The organism is Paenirhizobium selenitireducens ATCC BAA-1503, assembly GCF_900492185.1.
Classification (GTDB): Bacteria; Pseudomonadota; Alphaproteobacteria; order Rhizobiales; family Rhizobiaceae; genus Allorhizobium; species Allorhizobium selenitireducens_A.
Genome location: NZ_UEYP01000001.1, coordinates 391,352 through 406,000, shown reverse-complemented (window position 1 = coordinate 406,000; position 14,649 = coordinate 391,352). Strand labels below are relative to the sequence as shown.

The 14,649-nt window shown below is 62.8% G+C and carries 13 protein-coding genes and 1 pseudogene; 6 read left to right on the top strand and 8 right to left on the bottom strand.

Annotated elements, in window-relative coordinates; genetic code table 11:
• Positions 1–75: 75 nt before the first annotated feature.
• Positions 76–987, bottom strand: a complete 912-nt coding sequence (locus RHIZ70P_RS01930; RefSeq protein ID WP_115668683.1) for a pirin family protein — start codon at positions 985–987, stop codon at positions 76–78.
• A 275-nt stretch (positions 988–1,262) separates the two neighbouring features.
• Here RHIZ70P_RS01930 and RHIZ70P_RS01925 point away from each other — a divergent pair, with 275 nt between their 5' ends.
• Entirely contained in the window at positions 1,263–2,090 is an 828-nt protein-coding gene (locus RHIZ70P_RS01925) for a class II glutamine amidotransferase (RefSeq protein WP_115668682.1), read from the top strand.
• 13 nt (positions 2,091–2,103) lie between these two features.
• On the opposite strand, the pseudogene RHIZ70P_RS23200 reads toward RHIZ70P_RS01925, so the two are convergent.
• The 7 genes and pseudogenes from RHIZ70P_RS23200 to ubiE form a co-directional block, all read right to left on the bottom strand.
• Positions 2,104–2,470, bottom strand: a pseudogene (locus RHIZ70P_RS23200) (MmcQ/YjbR family DNA-binding protein).
• Positions 2,471–2,475: 5 nt separating this feature from the next.
• Positions 2,476–3,687, bottom strand: coding sequence for a bifunctional phosphopantothenoylcysteine decarboxylase/phosphopantothenate--cysteine ligase CoaBC (gene coaBC, locus RHIZ70P_RS01915; RefSeq protein ID WP_115668681.1), 1,212 nt, complete (start codon positions 3,685–3,687; stop codon positions 2,476–2,478).
• A gap of 96 nt (positions 3,688–3,783) precedes the next feature.
• Positions 3,784–4,836: a sensor histidine kinase gene (locus RHIZ70P_RS01910; RefSeq protein ID WP_115668680.1), complete on the bottom strand. Its 1,053-nt coding sequence runs from the start codon at positions 4,834–4,836 to the stop codon at positions 3,784–3,786.
• A gap of 15 nt (positions 4,837–4,851) precedes the next feature.
• Positions 4,852–5,289, bottom strand: a complete 438-nt coding sequence (locus RHIZ70P_RS01905) for a response regulator (RefSeq protein ID WP_115668679.1) — start codon at positions 5,287–5,289, stop codon at positions 4,852–4,854.
• 3 nt (positions 5,290–5,292) lie between these two features.
• Entirely contained in the window at positions 5,293–6,780 is a 1,488-nt protein-coding gene (locus RHIZ70P_RS01900; RefSeq protein ID WP_115668678.1) for a sensor histidine kinase, read from the bottom strand.
• Between the two features lie 134 nt (positions 6,781–6,914).
• The gene (gene ubiB / locus RHIZ70P_RS01895; protein WP_115668677.1) at positions 6,915–8,489 is read right to left on the bottom strand and encodes a 2-polyprenylphenol 6-hydroxylase; all 1,575 of its coding nucleotides are present in this window, start codon (positions 8,487–8,489) and stop codon (positions 6,915–6,917) included.
• 5 nt (positions 8,490–8,494) lie between these two features.
• A complete protein-coding gene (gene ubiE, locus RHIZ70P_RS01890; RefSeq protein WP_115668676.1) occupies positions 8,495–9,271 on the bottom strand; it encodes a bifunctional demethylmenaquinone methyltransferase/2-methoxy-6-polyprenyl-1,4-benzoquinol methylase UbiE in 777 nt (258 codons plus the stop codon).
• Between the two features lie 144 nt (positions 9,272–9,415).
• On the opposite strand from ubiE, the gene mutM reads away from it, so the two are divergent.
• The 5 genes from mutM to RHIZ70P_RS01865 all read left to right on the top strand — a co-directional run bounded on the left by mutM (position 9,416) and on the right by RHIZ70P_RS01865 (position 14,627).
• A complete protein-coding gene (gene mutM, locus RHIZ70P_RS01885; RefSeq protein WP_115668675.1) occupies positions 9,416–10,312 on the top strand; it encodes a bifunctional DNA-formamidopyrimidine glycosylase/DNA-(apurinic or apyrimidinic site) lyase in 897 nt (298 codons plus the stop codon).
• Between the two features lie 26 nt (positions 10,313–10,338).
• On the top strand, positions 10,339–11,112 hold the full coding sequence (locus tag RHIZ70P_RS01880; RefSeq protein ID WP_115668674.1) for an enoyl-CoA hydratase: 774 nt from the start codon (positions 10,339–10,341) through the stop codon (positions 11,110–11,112).
• 190 nt (positions 11,113–11,302) lie between these two features.
• Positions 11,303–11,569, top strand: coding sequence for a 30S ribosomal protein S20 (gene rpsT / locus RHIZ70P_RS01875; RefSeq protein ID WP_115668673.1), 267 nt, complete (start codon positions 11,303–11,305; stop codon positions 11,567–11,569).
• Positions 11,570–12,419: 850 nt separating this feature from the next.
• Entirely contained in the window at positions 12,420–13,973 is a 1,554-nt protein-coding gene (dnaA, locus tag RHIZ70P_RS01870; RefSeq protein WP_115668672.1) for a chromosomal replication initiator protein DnaA, read from the top strand.
• A 60-nt stretch (positions 13,974–14,033) separates the two neighbouring features.
• Positions 14,034–14,627, top strand: coding sequence for a class I SAM-dependent methyltransferase (locus tag RHIZ70P_RS01865; protein WP_115668671.1), 594 nt, complete (start codon positions 14,034–14,036; stop codon positions 14,625–14,627).
• Positions 14,628–14,649: the final 22 nt, after the last annotated feature.

Sequence of the window (14,649 nt, the reverse complement as noted above, 5' to 3'; positions counted from 1 at the left end):
GTGTGTCGACAGGCGGGGAGACGAAAACGCCGGGCGAAGGGCCCGGCGTCTTGTGTTGCTGTCGTCTCTCGGCCTTCAGTGATCGGCCTTGATGAAGGTGCCGTTCTGCAGTTCGCGCATCGCCTGCATCAGCTCCTCCCGGGTGTTCATGACGATCGGCCCGTGCCAGGCGACCGGTTCCTTGATCGGCTTTCCGGTCACCAGCAGGAAGCGGATACCCTCCTCGCCGGCGTGCACCGTCACCTCGTCGCCGGTGTCGAACACGACGAGCGTCCGGTTGCCCGAGAGGTCGCGGATGTTTAGCTCCTCGCCCATGTACTCCTTCTCCACCTTCACGCCAAACGGCTTGGAGGCGTCGCGGAAGGAGCCGGAACCGGCGAAGATATAGGCAAAGGCCGAGCGGTAGGTATCGACCGGAAAGCTCTTGCGCTTGCCCGGCGGAACCGAGATGTCGAGATAGACCGGCTCGGCGGCGATGCCGTCGACGGGCCCTGTCTTGCCCCAGAACTCGCCGGTGATCACGCGCACGACAGTACCGTCGTCATCGACGATCACGGGGATGTCCGCGCCCTTGATGTCCTGGTAGCGCGGTGCGGTCATCTTTAGCGACGAGGGCAGGTTGGCCCACAGCTGGAAGCCGTGCATCTTGCCGGAGAAGTCACCCTTCGGCATTTCCTGGTGCATGATGCCGCTGCCGGCCGTCATCCACTGAACGTCGCCGGCGCCCAGCAGGCCGCGATTGCCGAGGCTGTCACCGTGCTCGACTGTGCCGGCCAGCACATAGGTGATGGTCTCGATGCCGCGATGCGGATGCCAGGGGAAGCCGCGAATATAGTCGGACGGATTGTCGTTGCGGAAATCGTCCATCATCAGGAAGGGGTCAGTCATCGACGGATCGCCGAAGCCGAAGACGCGGTGCAGCTTGACGCCGGCGCCTTCCATGGCGGGCGTGGCGCGGCTCTCATGCTTGACGGGGCGTATGGACATTTGTCGTGCTCCTTTCGAGCGAGTTTCAACTTGACGCCAATATAATCGATCGCAGCCGCGCCCGCAGGAGGCCGGGCGGGAACGCAGTGTTCACAAAAGGCGATGTCGCACTGCAAAAAGTGATTGCGGCGTTCGTCAAAATTCTGTCATCAATAGAGCGATTGTTAAGATTTCGTTAGCCATTCGAGCAAAGACTGTCCGCAGGGACGAACCGCCGGATCGGTTATATTGCGGGCCGGGCGCATGCGGACGGACCATCGGAGATTTTGGAAAGCATGTGTCGCTGGGCAGCTTATCGCGGTGAACCGATCTATCTCGAGGAACTCGTCACCTCGCCCGCCCATTCCCTGATCGAACAGTCGCACTGCGCCACCAAGGCCAAGACCGCCACCAATGCAGATGGCTTCGGCATCGCCTGGTATGGCGACCGGCCGGAGCCGGGCCGCTTTCGCGACGTTCTGCCTGCCTGGTCCGACTGCAACCTGAAGAGCCTTGCCCGGCAGATCCGCTCGCCGCTGTTTCTCGCCCATGTCCGTGCCGCGACCCACGGTTCGACCCGGCGCGACAACTGTCACCCCTTCGTCAACGGTTCATGGTCGTTCATGCACAATGGCCAGATCGATCATTTCGACCGTCTGCGCCGGCCGATGGAATCGATGTTGGACGACGAGCATTTCAACGCCCGCGCCGGCTCGACCGATTCCGAGCTTCTTTTCCTGCTCGCCCTGCAGTTCGGCCTGCGCGACCGGCCGATCGCCGCGATGGCCGAGGCCGTCGGCTTCGTCGAGCAGATCAGCCGTCACCTGACGGGCACGGCCCGCGTCCGCTTCACGGCCGCCTTTTCCGACGGCCGGACGCTCTATGCCGTGCGCTATGCCACCGACGCCCATGCGCCGACGCTGTTTGCCGCACCCATGGGCGGAAAGGGCGGATATTGCCTCGTCTCCGAGCCGCTCAACGACGAGACCGACACCTGGGTCGAGATCCCGGCCGGCAGTGCGGTGATCCTCGACGCCAAGGGCCTCGATGCGACCAAGTTCGAGCCGGCCTCGGAGCCGGAGACCAAGGTGGAGCGCATGGCAGAACCGGCCATGGCGCTCTGACATCCAGGACGTCTCAGGCGAGCGGCACGATCCCGAGCTCGTTCTTCAGTTTTCGGGTCAGACCCTCGGCCACGAGATCGTAGGATCGCTTCACATAGTGGACGAGTTCCTCGGCCGGGAGCGATGCCTTGTCGGTGATCGAGACCCATTTGCGCTTGGCAAAAATCGGGCGCCTGGCCGATACCTTCGAGCGACGTCAGGATCTCGAAGGTTTCCTCCGTGACCTTGACGCAGATGTTTGCACCCTCGTCGTCGCGATGCAGCAGGGCGAAAACCTTGTCGCCCACCTTGGCGACATGCGATTCCCACTGGTCGACCAGCGTGACGCCGGCAAGCCCGGTGACGAAGGCATCGAAATCCGCCCGGTCGAAAAGGTTCACGGCCGTCATGCTCCCGCCAGCCGGTCGGCGATCAGTTGCGCCAGCCGGTCGGCGACCTCGTCCTTGGAAAGGTCGGGCCATTGCTCGACGCCGACCTTGGTGATCAGCTTCACGCTGTTGCGCGTGCCGCCCATGATCCCGGTTTCCGGCGATACGTCATTGGCGACGATCAGGTCGGCGCCCTTGCGTTCCAGCTTGGCGCGGCCATTGTCCTCGAGGTTCTCGGTCTCGGCGGCAAAGCCGACGACGATCTTCGGACGATGTTCATGATGCCCGACGGTCTTCAGGATGTCCGGGTTTTCGGTCAGTTGCAGCGGGGCGGGGGCCTCGCCGGGCTTCTTCTTGATCTTCTGCTCCGCCGATGCGGCGACGCGCCAGTCGGCAACGGCCGCGACCATGACGGCGATGTCGGCCGGCAGCCGCGAGATCACCGCATCGCGCATCTCTTCGGCGCGTTCCACATGCACGGTGACGACACCTTGCGGATCGGCAATCGTGACAGGTCCGGAAACGAGGGTCACGTCCGCACCGAGCCTCGCCAGCGCGGCGGCAATCGCATGGCCCTGGCGGCCCGAGGAGCGGTTGGCGATATAGCGGACCGGGTCGATCGGCTCATGGGTCGGACCGGATGTGACGATGGCGGTTCGGCCGGCAAGCGGCTTCGGAGCGTCGTCGAGCAGGCGCTCGGCGGCAGCGACGATGTCGAGAGGCTCGGCCATGCGGCCAACACCTCTCTCGCCGCCCTCGGCCATTTCCCCGGCCATCGGCCCGACGAAGGAAAGGCCGTCGGCGGCGAGCGTCGCGACGTTGCGCTTTGTCGCCGGATGCGCCCACATCTTCGGGTTCATCGCCGGCGCGACCAGCACGGGCCGGTCGGTGGCGAGCAGCACGGTCGAGGCGAGCTCGTCGGCGAGGCCGTTCGCCATCTTCGCCATCAGGTCGGCGGTCGCCGGCGCAATCACGATCAGGTCGCAGTCGCGCGCAAGGCGGATATGGCCGACGTCCTGCTCGTCCTCGCGGGAAAAGAGCTCGGTATAGACATGGCTCGCCGACAGGGCGCCGACCGCGAGCGGGGTGACGAATTCCTGTGCCCCGCGCGTCATGATCGGCCGGACAGAAGCGCCCCGCTCGCGTAGCCGGCGGACGAGATCCAGGCTCTTATAGGCGGCTATTCCACCCGAGATGATGAGAACGATGCGCTTGCCCGCCAAGGTCATGGCTGTGGAACCCTCCTGAAATCGCGGCGACACTATCCGAATTTATCGATCGGGGAAATCGCCGCCAACAAGCGGTGATGACGCGGTGATCATGGGTCAGTTGCGCGCGGCGGGAGTAATGAGGATCTGAAGCGGCACCTCGACGATCGTCCCGTTCGGAGTCTCGAGATGCGACAGGCCCGGCCCAAGCGTCGCGGCCATGGACTTGACGATCCGGCTTCCGAGCCCGGTGCCGGTCGGCGCGCTTCCCGGCTGGATGCCGACGCCATCGTCCTCGACCCTGAGCAGGGCCTCGTTCTCGCCGGTGCGCTTCAGCCGGACGCGGACCTCGCCGCCACTCCGCTCGGGATAGGCGTACTTGAAGGCATTGGTGACGAGTTCGGTGACGATCATTCCGACGGAGACGGCGCGGTCCGCCGTGATGCTGATCGGATCGGCGTCGAGGATAAGGTGCAGCGGCTTGTCCGGGTTCTGCAAGGAGCCCGACAGTTCACTGGTCAGCGTCGAGAGGTAGCGGTCGAGTTCGACCCGGCTCACGTCGTCGGACGTATAGAGGCTGCGATGCATGCCGGCGATCGCGGTGATGCGCGCCTGGGTCTCGGCGAGTTCGTTTCGAACCTCCTCGCTCTTGGAGTTGGAAATCTGGAGGCGCAAGAGGCTGGCCACCAGCGCCAGCGAATTGGCGACGCGATGGTTAACCTCGGCCAGAAGGGCTTCGGCTCGCTCCTTGCCAAGTCTGATTTCCTCGTCGGCCCGCTCCTTGGCGATGCGCAACTGCGCATTGGCCACCGAATGCTCGATGGCGCTGATGAGCAGCGGCATGAAGTCGTCGCTGACCGTCTTGATGACATAGTCAGACGCACCGGCCTTGATTGCCTCGATGGCGATCTGCGCCTCGTTCGAGCCGGTCACATAGACGACCGGTATGGTGATGTCACGGGCGCGCAGGCGTTTCAGCACCTCGTGGCCGGTGGTGTTATGCAAATAGTGATCGAGCACCATGACGTCGAAGCTTTCCGCTTCGAGCAGGCTCAGCGCGTCCTCCGGCGTTTCCGCATGGGAAAGGCTGTAGCCGAGCCGTTCCACGGCCTTGCCCACCAGACGTACAATGGCCGCATCATCATCCAGATAGAGGATGCGGATGCTCATCGCGGAAGCCCCGTATCAGGGAATCTGCATGACCGAAAAGAACAGTCCAAGCTGCCGGATGGCATTGGCGAAATTGTCATAGTCGACAGGTTTGGTGATGTAGACATTCGCCCCGAGATCGTAGCATCGCTGGATTTCGCGTTCGTCGTCGGTCGTGGTCAGAATGACGACCGGAAGGCGACGCGTATGCGGATTGGATTTGACTTTTTCGAGAATATCCGTGCCGGACATATCCGGCAAGTTGAGATCGAGCAGGATTAGCAGATAGCGATCCATGGAAACCGTGCCGCTTCTATCCTTGCCGAGGATGAAGTCAAGTGCCTCGGTCCCGTTGGTGAACGGGATGATCTCATTGTTGACGCCGGCGCGCCGCACGTTCTTCTCGATCAGACGGGCGTGACCCTCATCGTCCTCGACCATGACGATGGTGACTTCTTTTCCCACGGCTTTCATCTCTCAACTCCGTACAATACGCGACAAATCCGATGGCAGGCGCAATACGAAGGTCGATCCCGAGCCAAGTTTGGAACTAACGGTTATCTCGCCGCCGAGGTTCCTGGCCAGTGACCGCACATGCGCAAGGCCGATGCCTTCTCCCGACTTGTCCTGTTGTCCTGACCGGCGGAAAAGCTCGAAAATGCGTTCGTGGTCTTCGTCTGCAATGCCGCGGCCGTTATCCTCGACTTCGATGCGCACCATGTTTCGCCCTTCGGGCAACACGCGCACCGTCAGATTCAGCGGCCTCTCCGCTTGTTTATACTTTACGGCATTATCGAAAAGGTTACCAAGGATCTGTTCGAGAGAAAAACGGTCCGTATTGATCATCGGGACGCGAACGTCGAGCTCGACGCTGCCTTCGCTTTGGCTGATCTGATGGTGAACGCTGGCGCTGGTCGCTTCCAGCATGCCCTTGAGTTCGACCCTCTCGGGCTTGAGCGGCCGCCGGCCATCGCGCGAAATCTTCAGGATGGCGTTGATCAGGCCGTCCATCTTCTTCGTCGAGGAACGGATGAAGCCGATCGCCTCCGGCAGGTCTTCCGATGCGGCCAGCCGGGCTTCCTTGATCTGGTCCTCGCTGAGCTTTTCTCCATCCGCCAGCACATAGGCCTGCAGCGCCTTCAGAGACGTGTCGAGTTCGGCGGTGAAGCCCATGACATTCACCAGCGGCGCGCGAAGATCGTGCGTGACGATATAGGCGAAGCGCTGGATTTCCTGGTTGGCGCGCATCAGGTCCTCGGTGCGCTCGTTGACCCGGTCTTCCAGCCCGGCATTGAGGGCCTCCACCTCGCGGCGGGCGGTTGAAAGGGCTTGCACATGCTGGGTAATGATGGCGATCGCGCCCCCCATGACCGCGAGGATGGCGATGCCGCCGCCGATCATGAACCATTGCAGTCGGGAATTCGCTTCGAGCTGTTCGGCGATGCCGTTGTCGACGTTGATATCCGATTGGGCCCGGAAGAAATCGAGGATCTCGCGGATCTGGTCCATCAATTCCCGGCCGAGTTCCGAGCGGGTGAGCTCGATTGCTTCCTCTTCCCTTCCCTGTCGTGTCAGCGCGACGGTGTGCGTCAGTTCCTCCAGCTTGCTTTCGATCAACCGACGCAGGGTCGGCATTTTCTCTTCCTTGATGGGCTTGCCGCGAACGAGGTCGGCAACCCTCGACAGATTCTCGCGAACATGCGTCATGGCCTTCTCATAGACATCGAGAAAGCTCTCATCCTGAGTCAGCATGAAGCCACGCTGGCCGGTCTCCGCATCAACGATCGTCTGCAGGAGGTCGGCGGAAGCGCGGCGGATATCGCGTTCGTGAATGATATAGGCGAAGGTGGCCTGGCTTCGGTCAACGAGCCACAACGAGGACAGGATGATGCCGATCAGGACGATGGTCCCGACGATCAGCATCAGGAAAGTCGTGCGGACAAAATTGGCATTGGTGGCCGACATGGCATTTCCCGGATTATGGCGCAAAAAGAGCGCGCAAAAAGCAACGAATGGAAACGGAAGCGGCGAGAGCCGCCCATTGCGAGGTGAATGGAGCACGAGGGCGCGTCTAGGCGTAGAAAGGTTTTTAGGCCAAATCAACCGATTTTGATGGCGATCCAGAGAAGGAGCGCCGCGATCACCCACAATGCCAACCGGCCGAACCGGCCATAATGGGCTTCCGAGCGTCCGATCGCCTCGGCCGTTTCGGGATCGAACCGCAGGCCGTTCTCACTCATGTGGACGATCTCGCCGTGCAGCTTTTCCGTCTTGGCGGCGATCTCGGGCAGCGCCTCGGCCAGTCGGAACGCCGCACGCAGACCATCCTTGAGGTCGCCGGCAATGCGTTTGGGGCCGAGGTTGTCGCGGATCCACTGGGAGACCACCGGATCGGACGCCTTCCACATGTTGAAACGCGGATTGAGCATGCGCGCCACGCCCTCGACCACCACCATCGTCTTCTGCAGCATGACGAGCTCGGGCCGCGTTTCCATGTCGAACAGCTCGGTAACCTCGAACAAAAGGGTCAGCAGCTTGCCCATGGAAATGGTCTCGGCCGGCTGGCCGTGGATCGGCTCGCCGATCGCCCGGATCGCCTGGGCAAAGCTTGCGACATTGTGGTGCGAGGGAACGTAACCGGCCTCGAAATGGACCTCGGCGACGCGCAGATAGTCGCGGGTGATGAAACCGTAGAGGATCTCGGCGAGGAAGCGGCGTTCCTTCTTTCCAAGGCGCCCGGCAATGCCCATGTCGACCGCGACGATCATGCCGTCGGGTGCGACGAACAGGTTGCCCGGATGCATGTCGGCATGGAAGAAGCCGTCGCGCAGGGTGTGGCGCAGGAAGGACTGGATCAGCGTGTCGGCCAGATGGTCGAGATCGTGGCCGGCCGCCTTCAGCGCCTCGACATCCGACATCTTGATGCCGTCGATCCATTCCATGGTGACGACATCGCGGCCGGTGCGCTCCCAATCGACGATCGGCACGCGGAAGCCGGGATCGTCCTTCGTATTCTCGGTGATTTCCGAAAGCGCCGCCGCCTCCAGCCGAAGGTCCATCTCGACCTTGGTGGTTTGCTCGAGCGTGCGCGTCACTTCGACCGGGCGCAGGCGCCGGGTATGCGGCAGGAAACGCTCCTGCAGATGGGAGACGAGATACATGGCCTCGAGATCGTCGGCGAAGCGCTTGCGCACGCCGGGCCGGATGACCTTGACGGCCACTTTCTTGCGTCCTTCCGGAGTGTCGACCTCCGCCGGGTGGACCTGGGCGATCGAGGCGGCCGCGATCGGTTCGCCGAACGAGACATAGAGATCGTCGATCGAGCGGCCGAGCGATCCCGTCACGGTCGCCTTGGCGGCCTCCGTCGGGAAGAAGGCCATGCGGTCCTGCAGGCCTGCTAGGTCGTCGGCGAAATCGGCACCGACCACGTCCGGCCGGGTCGCCAGGAACTGGCCGATCTTGACATAGGAGGGCCCGAGCCGCTCGACGGCGCGGGCCAGCCGGTCGGAGCGCTGTTCACGCCTGGCGCGCTTGCGCGCCAGAAGCCCGGCCGCACCCTTGGCGAAGGCGATGAGCGGCGGAAGGCCTTCGGAGGGCAGGGCGGCGATCACGCCTTCCCTGACCAGCACCCAGCCGACCCGCGCCAGGCGGAAATATGCCCCGACAGTGCTCATGAAGATCAGAGTTTCCAGCCGGAATGCAGCGCTGCGATGCCGCCGGAATAATTGGTGAAGGTGACGCGCGAGAAGCCGGCCTTGGAGATCATCGCGGCGAAGTCGCGCTGATTGGGAAACTTGCGGATCGATTCCACCAGATACTGGTAGGGCTCGGCATCGCCGGTGATCATCTTGCCGAACCGCGGAATGGCCTTGAACGACCACTGATCGTAAAAGCGATCGAGCAGCGGCATCTCGACCTCGGAGAATTCCAGCACCAGCAGGCGCCCGCCGCGCTTCAGCACGCGATAGGCCTCGCTCAAGGCAACGTCGATGCGCGGCACGTTGCGGATGCCGAAGGCGATGGTATAGGCGTCGAAGCTGTTGTCCTCGAAGGGCAGTTCCTCGGCATTCGCCTCGACGAAGGTAAGGTTGTTCGAAAGGCCCTTCTTCTCGGCGCGTTCGGCGCCGACGCCGAGCATCGAGCCGTTGATATCTAGCACGGTGGCGTGGGCAAGCCGGCCGGAAGCCTCGACGATGCGAAAGGCGATGTCGCCGGTGCCGCCGGCCACGTCGAGCACCTTGTAGGCGGGATCCTTGCGCGGGTTGAGCGCGGCAATCATAGCATCCTTCCATATGCGATGCAGGCCCGCCGACATGACGTCGTTCATGATGTCGTAGCGCTTGGCGACCTTGTGGAAGACCTCGTTGACCAGAACCTGCTTTTCGCCTTCGGCGACCTCGCGGAAGCCGTAGGAGGTTTCCATGCCGCCATCGGCGGAAGTGCGGCTCTCGGCCATCTGATCACTCCATTATCTCATGCGGCCTTAAAGACCATAGCGAAATCGCCTCGGGCGCGCTATCTCGGGCCTGTGCCGGCAAACGCGCTGTCGCGCTGGTCTACAGACGTTTCAGGCGCCGTTCAAACGGAAAGATGGGATGCCATGCCGGAATTGCCAGAGGTCGAGACGGTCAAAAGAGGGCTTTCGCCGACCATGGAAGGGGCGGTGATGCAGCGGGTCGAGCTGCGTCGTCCCGACCTGCGCTTTCCCCTGCCGCGCGATTTCGTCGCACGGCTGACCGGCCGGCAGATCATCGGTCTCGCGCGGCGCGCCAAGTACCTGCTGATTGATCTCGACGATGGAACGACGGTGGTCGCCCATCTCGGCATGTCCGGATCGTTCCGCATCGAGGAAGGGGAAAGGTCCGACCGGCCGGGCGACTTCCACCATGCCCGGTCGAAGGACGAAAAGCACGATCACGTCATCTTTCATCTGGAGCAGGCGCAGGGCAGGGGCGTCGCGCGCGTCATCTATAATGACCCGCGCCGCTTCGGCTTCATGGATCTGGCGCTGCGTAACGATCTCGATGCCTATCCCGCCTTTCGCGAGCTTGGACCCGAGCCTCTCGGCAATGCGCTTCACGCCGCCTATCTCGCCGGCCGCTTTTCCGGCAAGCAGCAGCCGCTGAAGACGGCCCTCCTCGACCAGAAGGTCATCGCCGGGCTCGGCAATATCTATGTGTGTGAAGCGCTCTGGCGGTCGCATCTGTCGCCGAAGCGCGCCGCCGCGACCCTGGTGACGGCAACCGGCCGGCCGAAGAAGGAGCTGCAGTCGCTGACCGAAGCGATCCGTGCGGTGATCGCCGACGCGATCGAAGCGGGCGGCTCGTCGCTGCGCGACCATATCCAGACCGACGGGACGCTCGGCTACTTCCAGCACAGCTTCTGCGTCTACGACCGCGAGGGTGAAGCTTGCCGGACGCCCGGCTGCGGCGGTAGGGTCGAGCGGATCGTGCAGGGTGGACGTTCGTCATTCTATTGTCACCACTGCCAGAAATAGACTTTGAGAAGGAACGGGAGATACCGATGACCTATGAAACCCTCCTGCTGGAGACCCGCGGCCGCGTGGCGATCATCACGCTCAACCGGCCGCAGGCGCTGAATGCGCTCAATTCGACCGTACTGGCCGAAATGCGCCAGCTGCTCGGCGAACTGCAGGCGGATGACGGAATCGGCGCCGTCGTGCTGACCGGCTCGGAAAAGGCCTTTGCCGCCGGCGCCGATATCAAGGAGATGCAGTCGCTCGAATTCGTCGATGCCTATCGGGCCGACCTGTTCAGCGGCTGGGACGATGTCGCGGGTTTCCGCAAGCCGATGATCGCCGCCGTATCCGGCTTTGCGCTCGGCGGCGGCTGTGAGCTCGCCATGATGTGCGACTTCATCATTGCCGCCAAGACGGCGAAGTTCGGCCAGCCGGAGATCACGCTCGGCGTCATTCCCGGCATGGGCGGCACGCAGCGCCTGACCCGGGCGGTCGGCAAGGCGAAGGCGATGGATCTCTGCCTCACAGGCCGGCTGATGGACGCCCACGAGGCCGAGAGCGCCGGGCTGGTCGCGCGGGTGGTGGACCAGGAGCGCCTGCTGGACGAGGCGGTCGCAGCCGCCGAGAAGATCGCCAGCTTCTCGCAGACCGCCGTCGGCATGGTCAAGGAGACGGTCAGCCGGGCTTTTGAGCAGACGCTGAGCGAGGGGCTGCGCTTCGAGCGCCGTCTTTTCCATTCGCTCTTTGCCACGCAAGACCAGAAGGAAGGCATGGCGGCCTTCACCGAGAAGCGCAAGCCGGTGTTCAAGAACCGCTAAAGGGGACAGTAACGCGCGATTTCCTGCAAATTGCGCGTTGACGACCCTGCGCTTTCGGGCTATATGCCCGCCCACGGTTGGGAGAGCCAATGGCTCTTCCGAGAATAGCTCCCGAATTGCTGATATGGCAGGTCGCAACGACCCGACGCGGCGGTGGCGGGTTTTGGTTTGAATTCGAAGAGAGGCATCCATGGCCAATACAACTTCGGCGAAGAAGGCGACCCGCAAGATCGCTCGCCGTACTGCAGTCAACAAGGCTCGCCGTTCCCGCGTTCGCGGTTTCATCCGCAAGGTCGAGGAAGCCATCGCCTCGGGTGATGCCGCTCTCGCCAAGGACGCCCTGCAGGCCGCACAGCCGGAACTGCAGCGTGCAGCCAGCAAGGGTGTGGTTCACGCCAACACCGCTTCGCGCAAGATCTCGCGTCTCGCGAGCCGCGTAAAGGCGCTGGCGGTCTAATTTCCGCCCCATTTTTGTCGCATTTGAAAGAGCCTGGCTGAGAAGCCGGGCTTTTTCTGCGTTCTTGAAATCCGGACCCGGGTGTCAGCCAGTTTGACAATTGAGTGTCATCTGGGTGACAGAAAAAATACAAATAAATCAATTAGTTGCTGGAGGAATGCCGTCTGCCTCCAGCATCACTTAACGGCAGGTGGCTGCGGTTTCGAGTCAAGCGAATTTTTATTTTCGTGCGATTTTCCGCGTCCCATCCCCGCCCTTTTTTGAATCTCCTTGATTCAAAAGCGATTCTCCAGACGGCAATTGTGACAGTCTGAAGAGGGCGGGCGAGTCAATGGCCGCGGCTTAATTTTGCGTAAAAATCACAGTTGATCTTCACTTTTGATCCTGCCTTAATGCCTTCCAACAAGGGGCGCGGAGTTGACCTCCGGGGGTGTTCTGAACTGGCAAATTGCGTGTCAGGGTCACCCTATCGTCACTTGGGGCGGGATTTTCCTATTCCGTTTCTTCAGACACTGTTGGCCGTGCGCCGGGAATCTCACGATTTCCGCAATGGCGGATTTTGTCGAAAACGTCGGTGATCAGTCGACGCAAGGAAACGGAAGAGGAGCGCAGCTCCCGGCCGCGATCGTTCATGTCGAGGATGAAGGATCAGCCGGTATCTGCGCGGGATGCGCGCCACCGCAAGGTAGCTGCATCCATTTCGCATGGGGATCCCTTTTCGGGGTCGCCAGGCGAGCAAGGTGTGCATCGACGTCCTGTCAAGGGCGCGGGCTGTCACACCGCACGGGGACCAGATTGAACATCGGACGCTTGGCGCCCGGTGCGACAGAGAAGTGAAAAAGGCGGCAAAATGCAGATGAATACAGTGACGGCCGGTGCGCTGGTTAACGGGGACCAAGCACAAGCGGCGCTTGGCGTCGCATGCTCCGACACGGCAGGGGACGGTTCCGAGATGAAGCATGATGTGATGTTCGAGCGCTTCAGCCAGCGGCTGAAGGCACAGGTTGGTGCGGATGTCTATGCCAGCTGGTTCGGCCGTCTGAAGCTGCATTCCGCCTCCAAGAGCCTGGTGCGCCTCACGGTGCCGACGACCTTTCTGAAGTCGTGGATCAACAACCGGTACCTCGACCTGATCACCAGCATTTTCCAGCAGGAAGATCCGGCCATTCTGAAGGTCGAGATCCTGGTGCGCAGCGCGAGCCGCAACCAGAAGGCCCCGGCGGCCGAAGAGCGCCCGGCCGCGGATGCGGCACCCGCCGCACCGGCCCGCAAGCCCTCGGCCCAGCCGATCGGTCAGTTCGCCGCATCCGCCGGCCATGCGGCGACGACCCGCAGCACGCCCAACGGCCCGCTCTTCGGTTCGCCGCTCGACAGCCGTTATACCTTTGAAGGCTATGTCGAAGGCGCCTCCAACCGGGTGGCGCTGGCCGCAGCCAAGACGATTGCCGAAGCCGGCGCCGGCGCCGTTCGCTTCAATCCGCTGTTCATCCATTCCTCCGTCGGCCTGGGCAAGACCCATCTGCTGCAGGCGATCGCCAATGCCGCCGTCCACAGCCCGCGCGCCCCGCGCGTCGTCTATCTGACGGCCGAATATTTCATGTGGCGCTTTGCCACCGCCATCCGCGACAACGATGCCCTGACGCTCAAGGACTCGCTGCGCCACATCGACCTGCTGATCATCGACGACATGCAGTTCCTGCAGGGCAAGATGATCCAGCACGAATTCTGCCACCTTCTCAACATGCTGCTCGACAGCGCCAAGCAGGTCGTCGTTGCCGCCGACCGCGCCCCTTGGGAGCTGGAATCGCTCGACCCACGGGTGCGCTCGCGCCTGCAGGGCGGTGTTGCCATCGAAATGGAAGCGCCGGATTACGAGATGCGTCTCGAAATGCTGAAGAGCCGGCTGGATGCCGCCAAGAAGGACGATGCTTCGCTCGACATTCCGCTGGAAATCCTCTCGCATGTCGCTCGCAGCGTGGTGAGCAGCGGCCGGGACCTGGAAGGCGCCTTCAACCAGCTGATCTTCCGCCGTTCCTTCGAGCCGAACCTGTCGGTCGAGCGGGTCGACGAACTGCTGGCCCACCTGGTCGGCGCGTCCGAGCAGAAGCGCGTCCGCATCGAGGACATTCAGCGCATCGTCGCGCGCCACTATAATGTCTCGCGCCAGGAACTGGTGTCGAACCGCCGCACCCGCGTCATCGTCAAGCCGCGCCAGATCGCCATGTATCTCGCCAAGACGCTCACGCCGCGCTCCTTCCCGGAAATCGGCCGCCGTTTCGGCGGGCGCGATCACACGACCGTGCTGCATGCGGTGCGCAAGATCGAAGAACTGGTCGGCGAGGACACCAAGCTCAGCCACGAGATCGAACTGCTCAAGCGGCTGATCAACGAGAATAATGCATGAGGAACGGGGGCCGGCGGAAACGCCGGCCTTCTTCGTTGCGGCCAATCGCGGAGCCATGCCTTGGAGAATTCATCGAAAGAGCCGATCGCCTTTTATGACGAGAATGCTGAGACCTATGCGGCCCGGCAGCGGCTGCCACCGGTCGCCCGGCTGACGGCTTTCGCCGAGCTCTTGCCGACGGGCGGCACGATCCTGGAGCTCGGCTGTGGCGCGGGCGCGGACAGCGCATGGCTGATCGAACGCGGCTTTGCCGTCACGCCGACGGACGGATCGGCGGCCATGGCGCGCGAGGCCGAGGCAAGGCTCGGCCGCCCGGTGCGGGTTATGCGTTTCTCCGATCTGGACGAGGTGGCGGCCTATGATGGCGTCTGGGCCAATGCGTGCCTGTTGCACGTGCCCCGCGCCGAACTTCCCGATGTCCTTCGCCGCATCCGCCGCGCGCTGAGGGACGGCGGACACTTCCATGCAAGTTTCAAGGCCGGTGTGGAGGAAGGGATGGACCGCTTCGGTCGCTACTACAATCGGCCCTCCGAGGAATGGCTGACCGAGAGCTATCGCCTGGCCGGCTTTGCCACGCCCCGGATAGAGACGGCCTCCGGCGGCGGCTATGACGGGGAGCCGACCGAGTGGCTGCATGTCTGGGCGCAAGGCTGACCGAGGGGTCGTCTCCGACGGC

Excerpts from the sequence above, each read along its gene's own strand:
- RHIZ70P_RS01930 (WP_115668683.1), bottom strand. The coding sequence starts at position 987 with ATGTCCATACGCCCCGTCAAGCATGAGAGCCGCGCCACGCCCGCCATG.
- RHIZ70P_RS01925 (WP_115668682.1), top strand. The coding sequence starts at position 1,263 with ATGTGTCGCTGGGCAGCTTATCGCGGTGAACCGATCTATCTCGAGGAA.
- coaBC (WP_115668681.1), bottom strand. The coding sequence starts at position 3,687 with ATGACCTTGGCGGGCAAGCGCATCGTTCTCATCATCTCGGGTGGAATA.
- RHIZ70P_RS01910 (WP_115668680.1), bottom strand. The coding sequence starts at position 4,836 with ATGAGCATCCGCATCCTCTATCTGGATGATGATGCGGCCATTGTACGT.
- RHIZ70P_RS01905 (WP_115668679.1), bottom strand. The coding sequence starts at position 5,289 with ATGAAAGCCGTGGGAAAAGAAGTCACCATCGTCATGGTCGAGGACGAT.
- RHIZ70P_RS01900 (WP_115668678.1), bottom strand. The coding sequence starts at position 6,780 with ATGTCGGCCACCAATGCCAATTTTGTCCGCACGACTTTCCTGATGCTG.
- ubiB (WP_115668677.1), bottom strand. The coding sequence starts at position 8,489 with ATGAGCACTGTCGGGGCATATTTCCGCCTGGCGCGGGTCGGCTGGGTG.
- ubiE (WP_115668676.1), bottom strand. The coding sequence starts at position 9,271 with ATGGCCGAGAGCCGCACTTCCGCCGATGGCGGCATGGAAACCTCCTAC.
- mutM (WP_115668675.1), top strand. The coding sequence starts at position 9,416 with ATGCCGGAATTGCCAGAGGTCGAGACGGTCAAAAGAGGGCTTTCGCCG.
- RHIZ70P_RS01880 (WP_115668674.1), top strand. The coding sequence starts at position 10,339 with ATGACCTATGAAACCCTCCTGCTGGAGACCCGCGGCCGCGTGGCGATC.
- rpsT (WP_115668673.1), top strand. The coding sequence starts at position 11,303 with ATGGCCAATACAACTTCGGCGAAGAAGGCGACCCGCAAGATCGCTCGC.
- dnaA (WP_115668672.1), top strand. The coding sequence starts at position 12,420 with ATGCAGATGAATACAGTGACGGCCGGTGCGCTGGTTAACGGGGACCAA.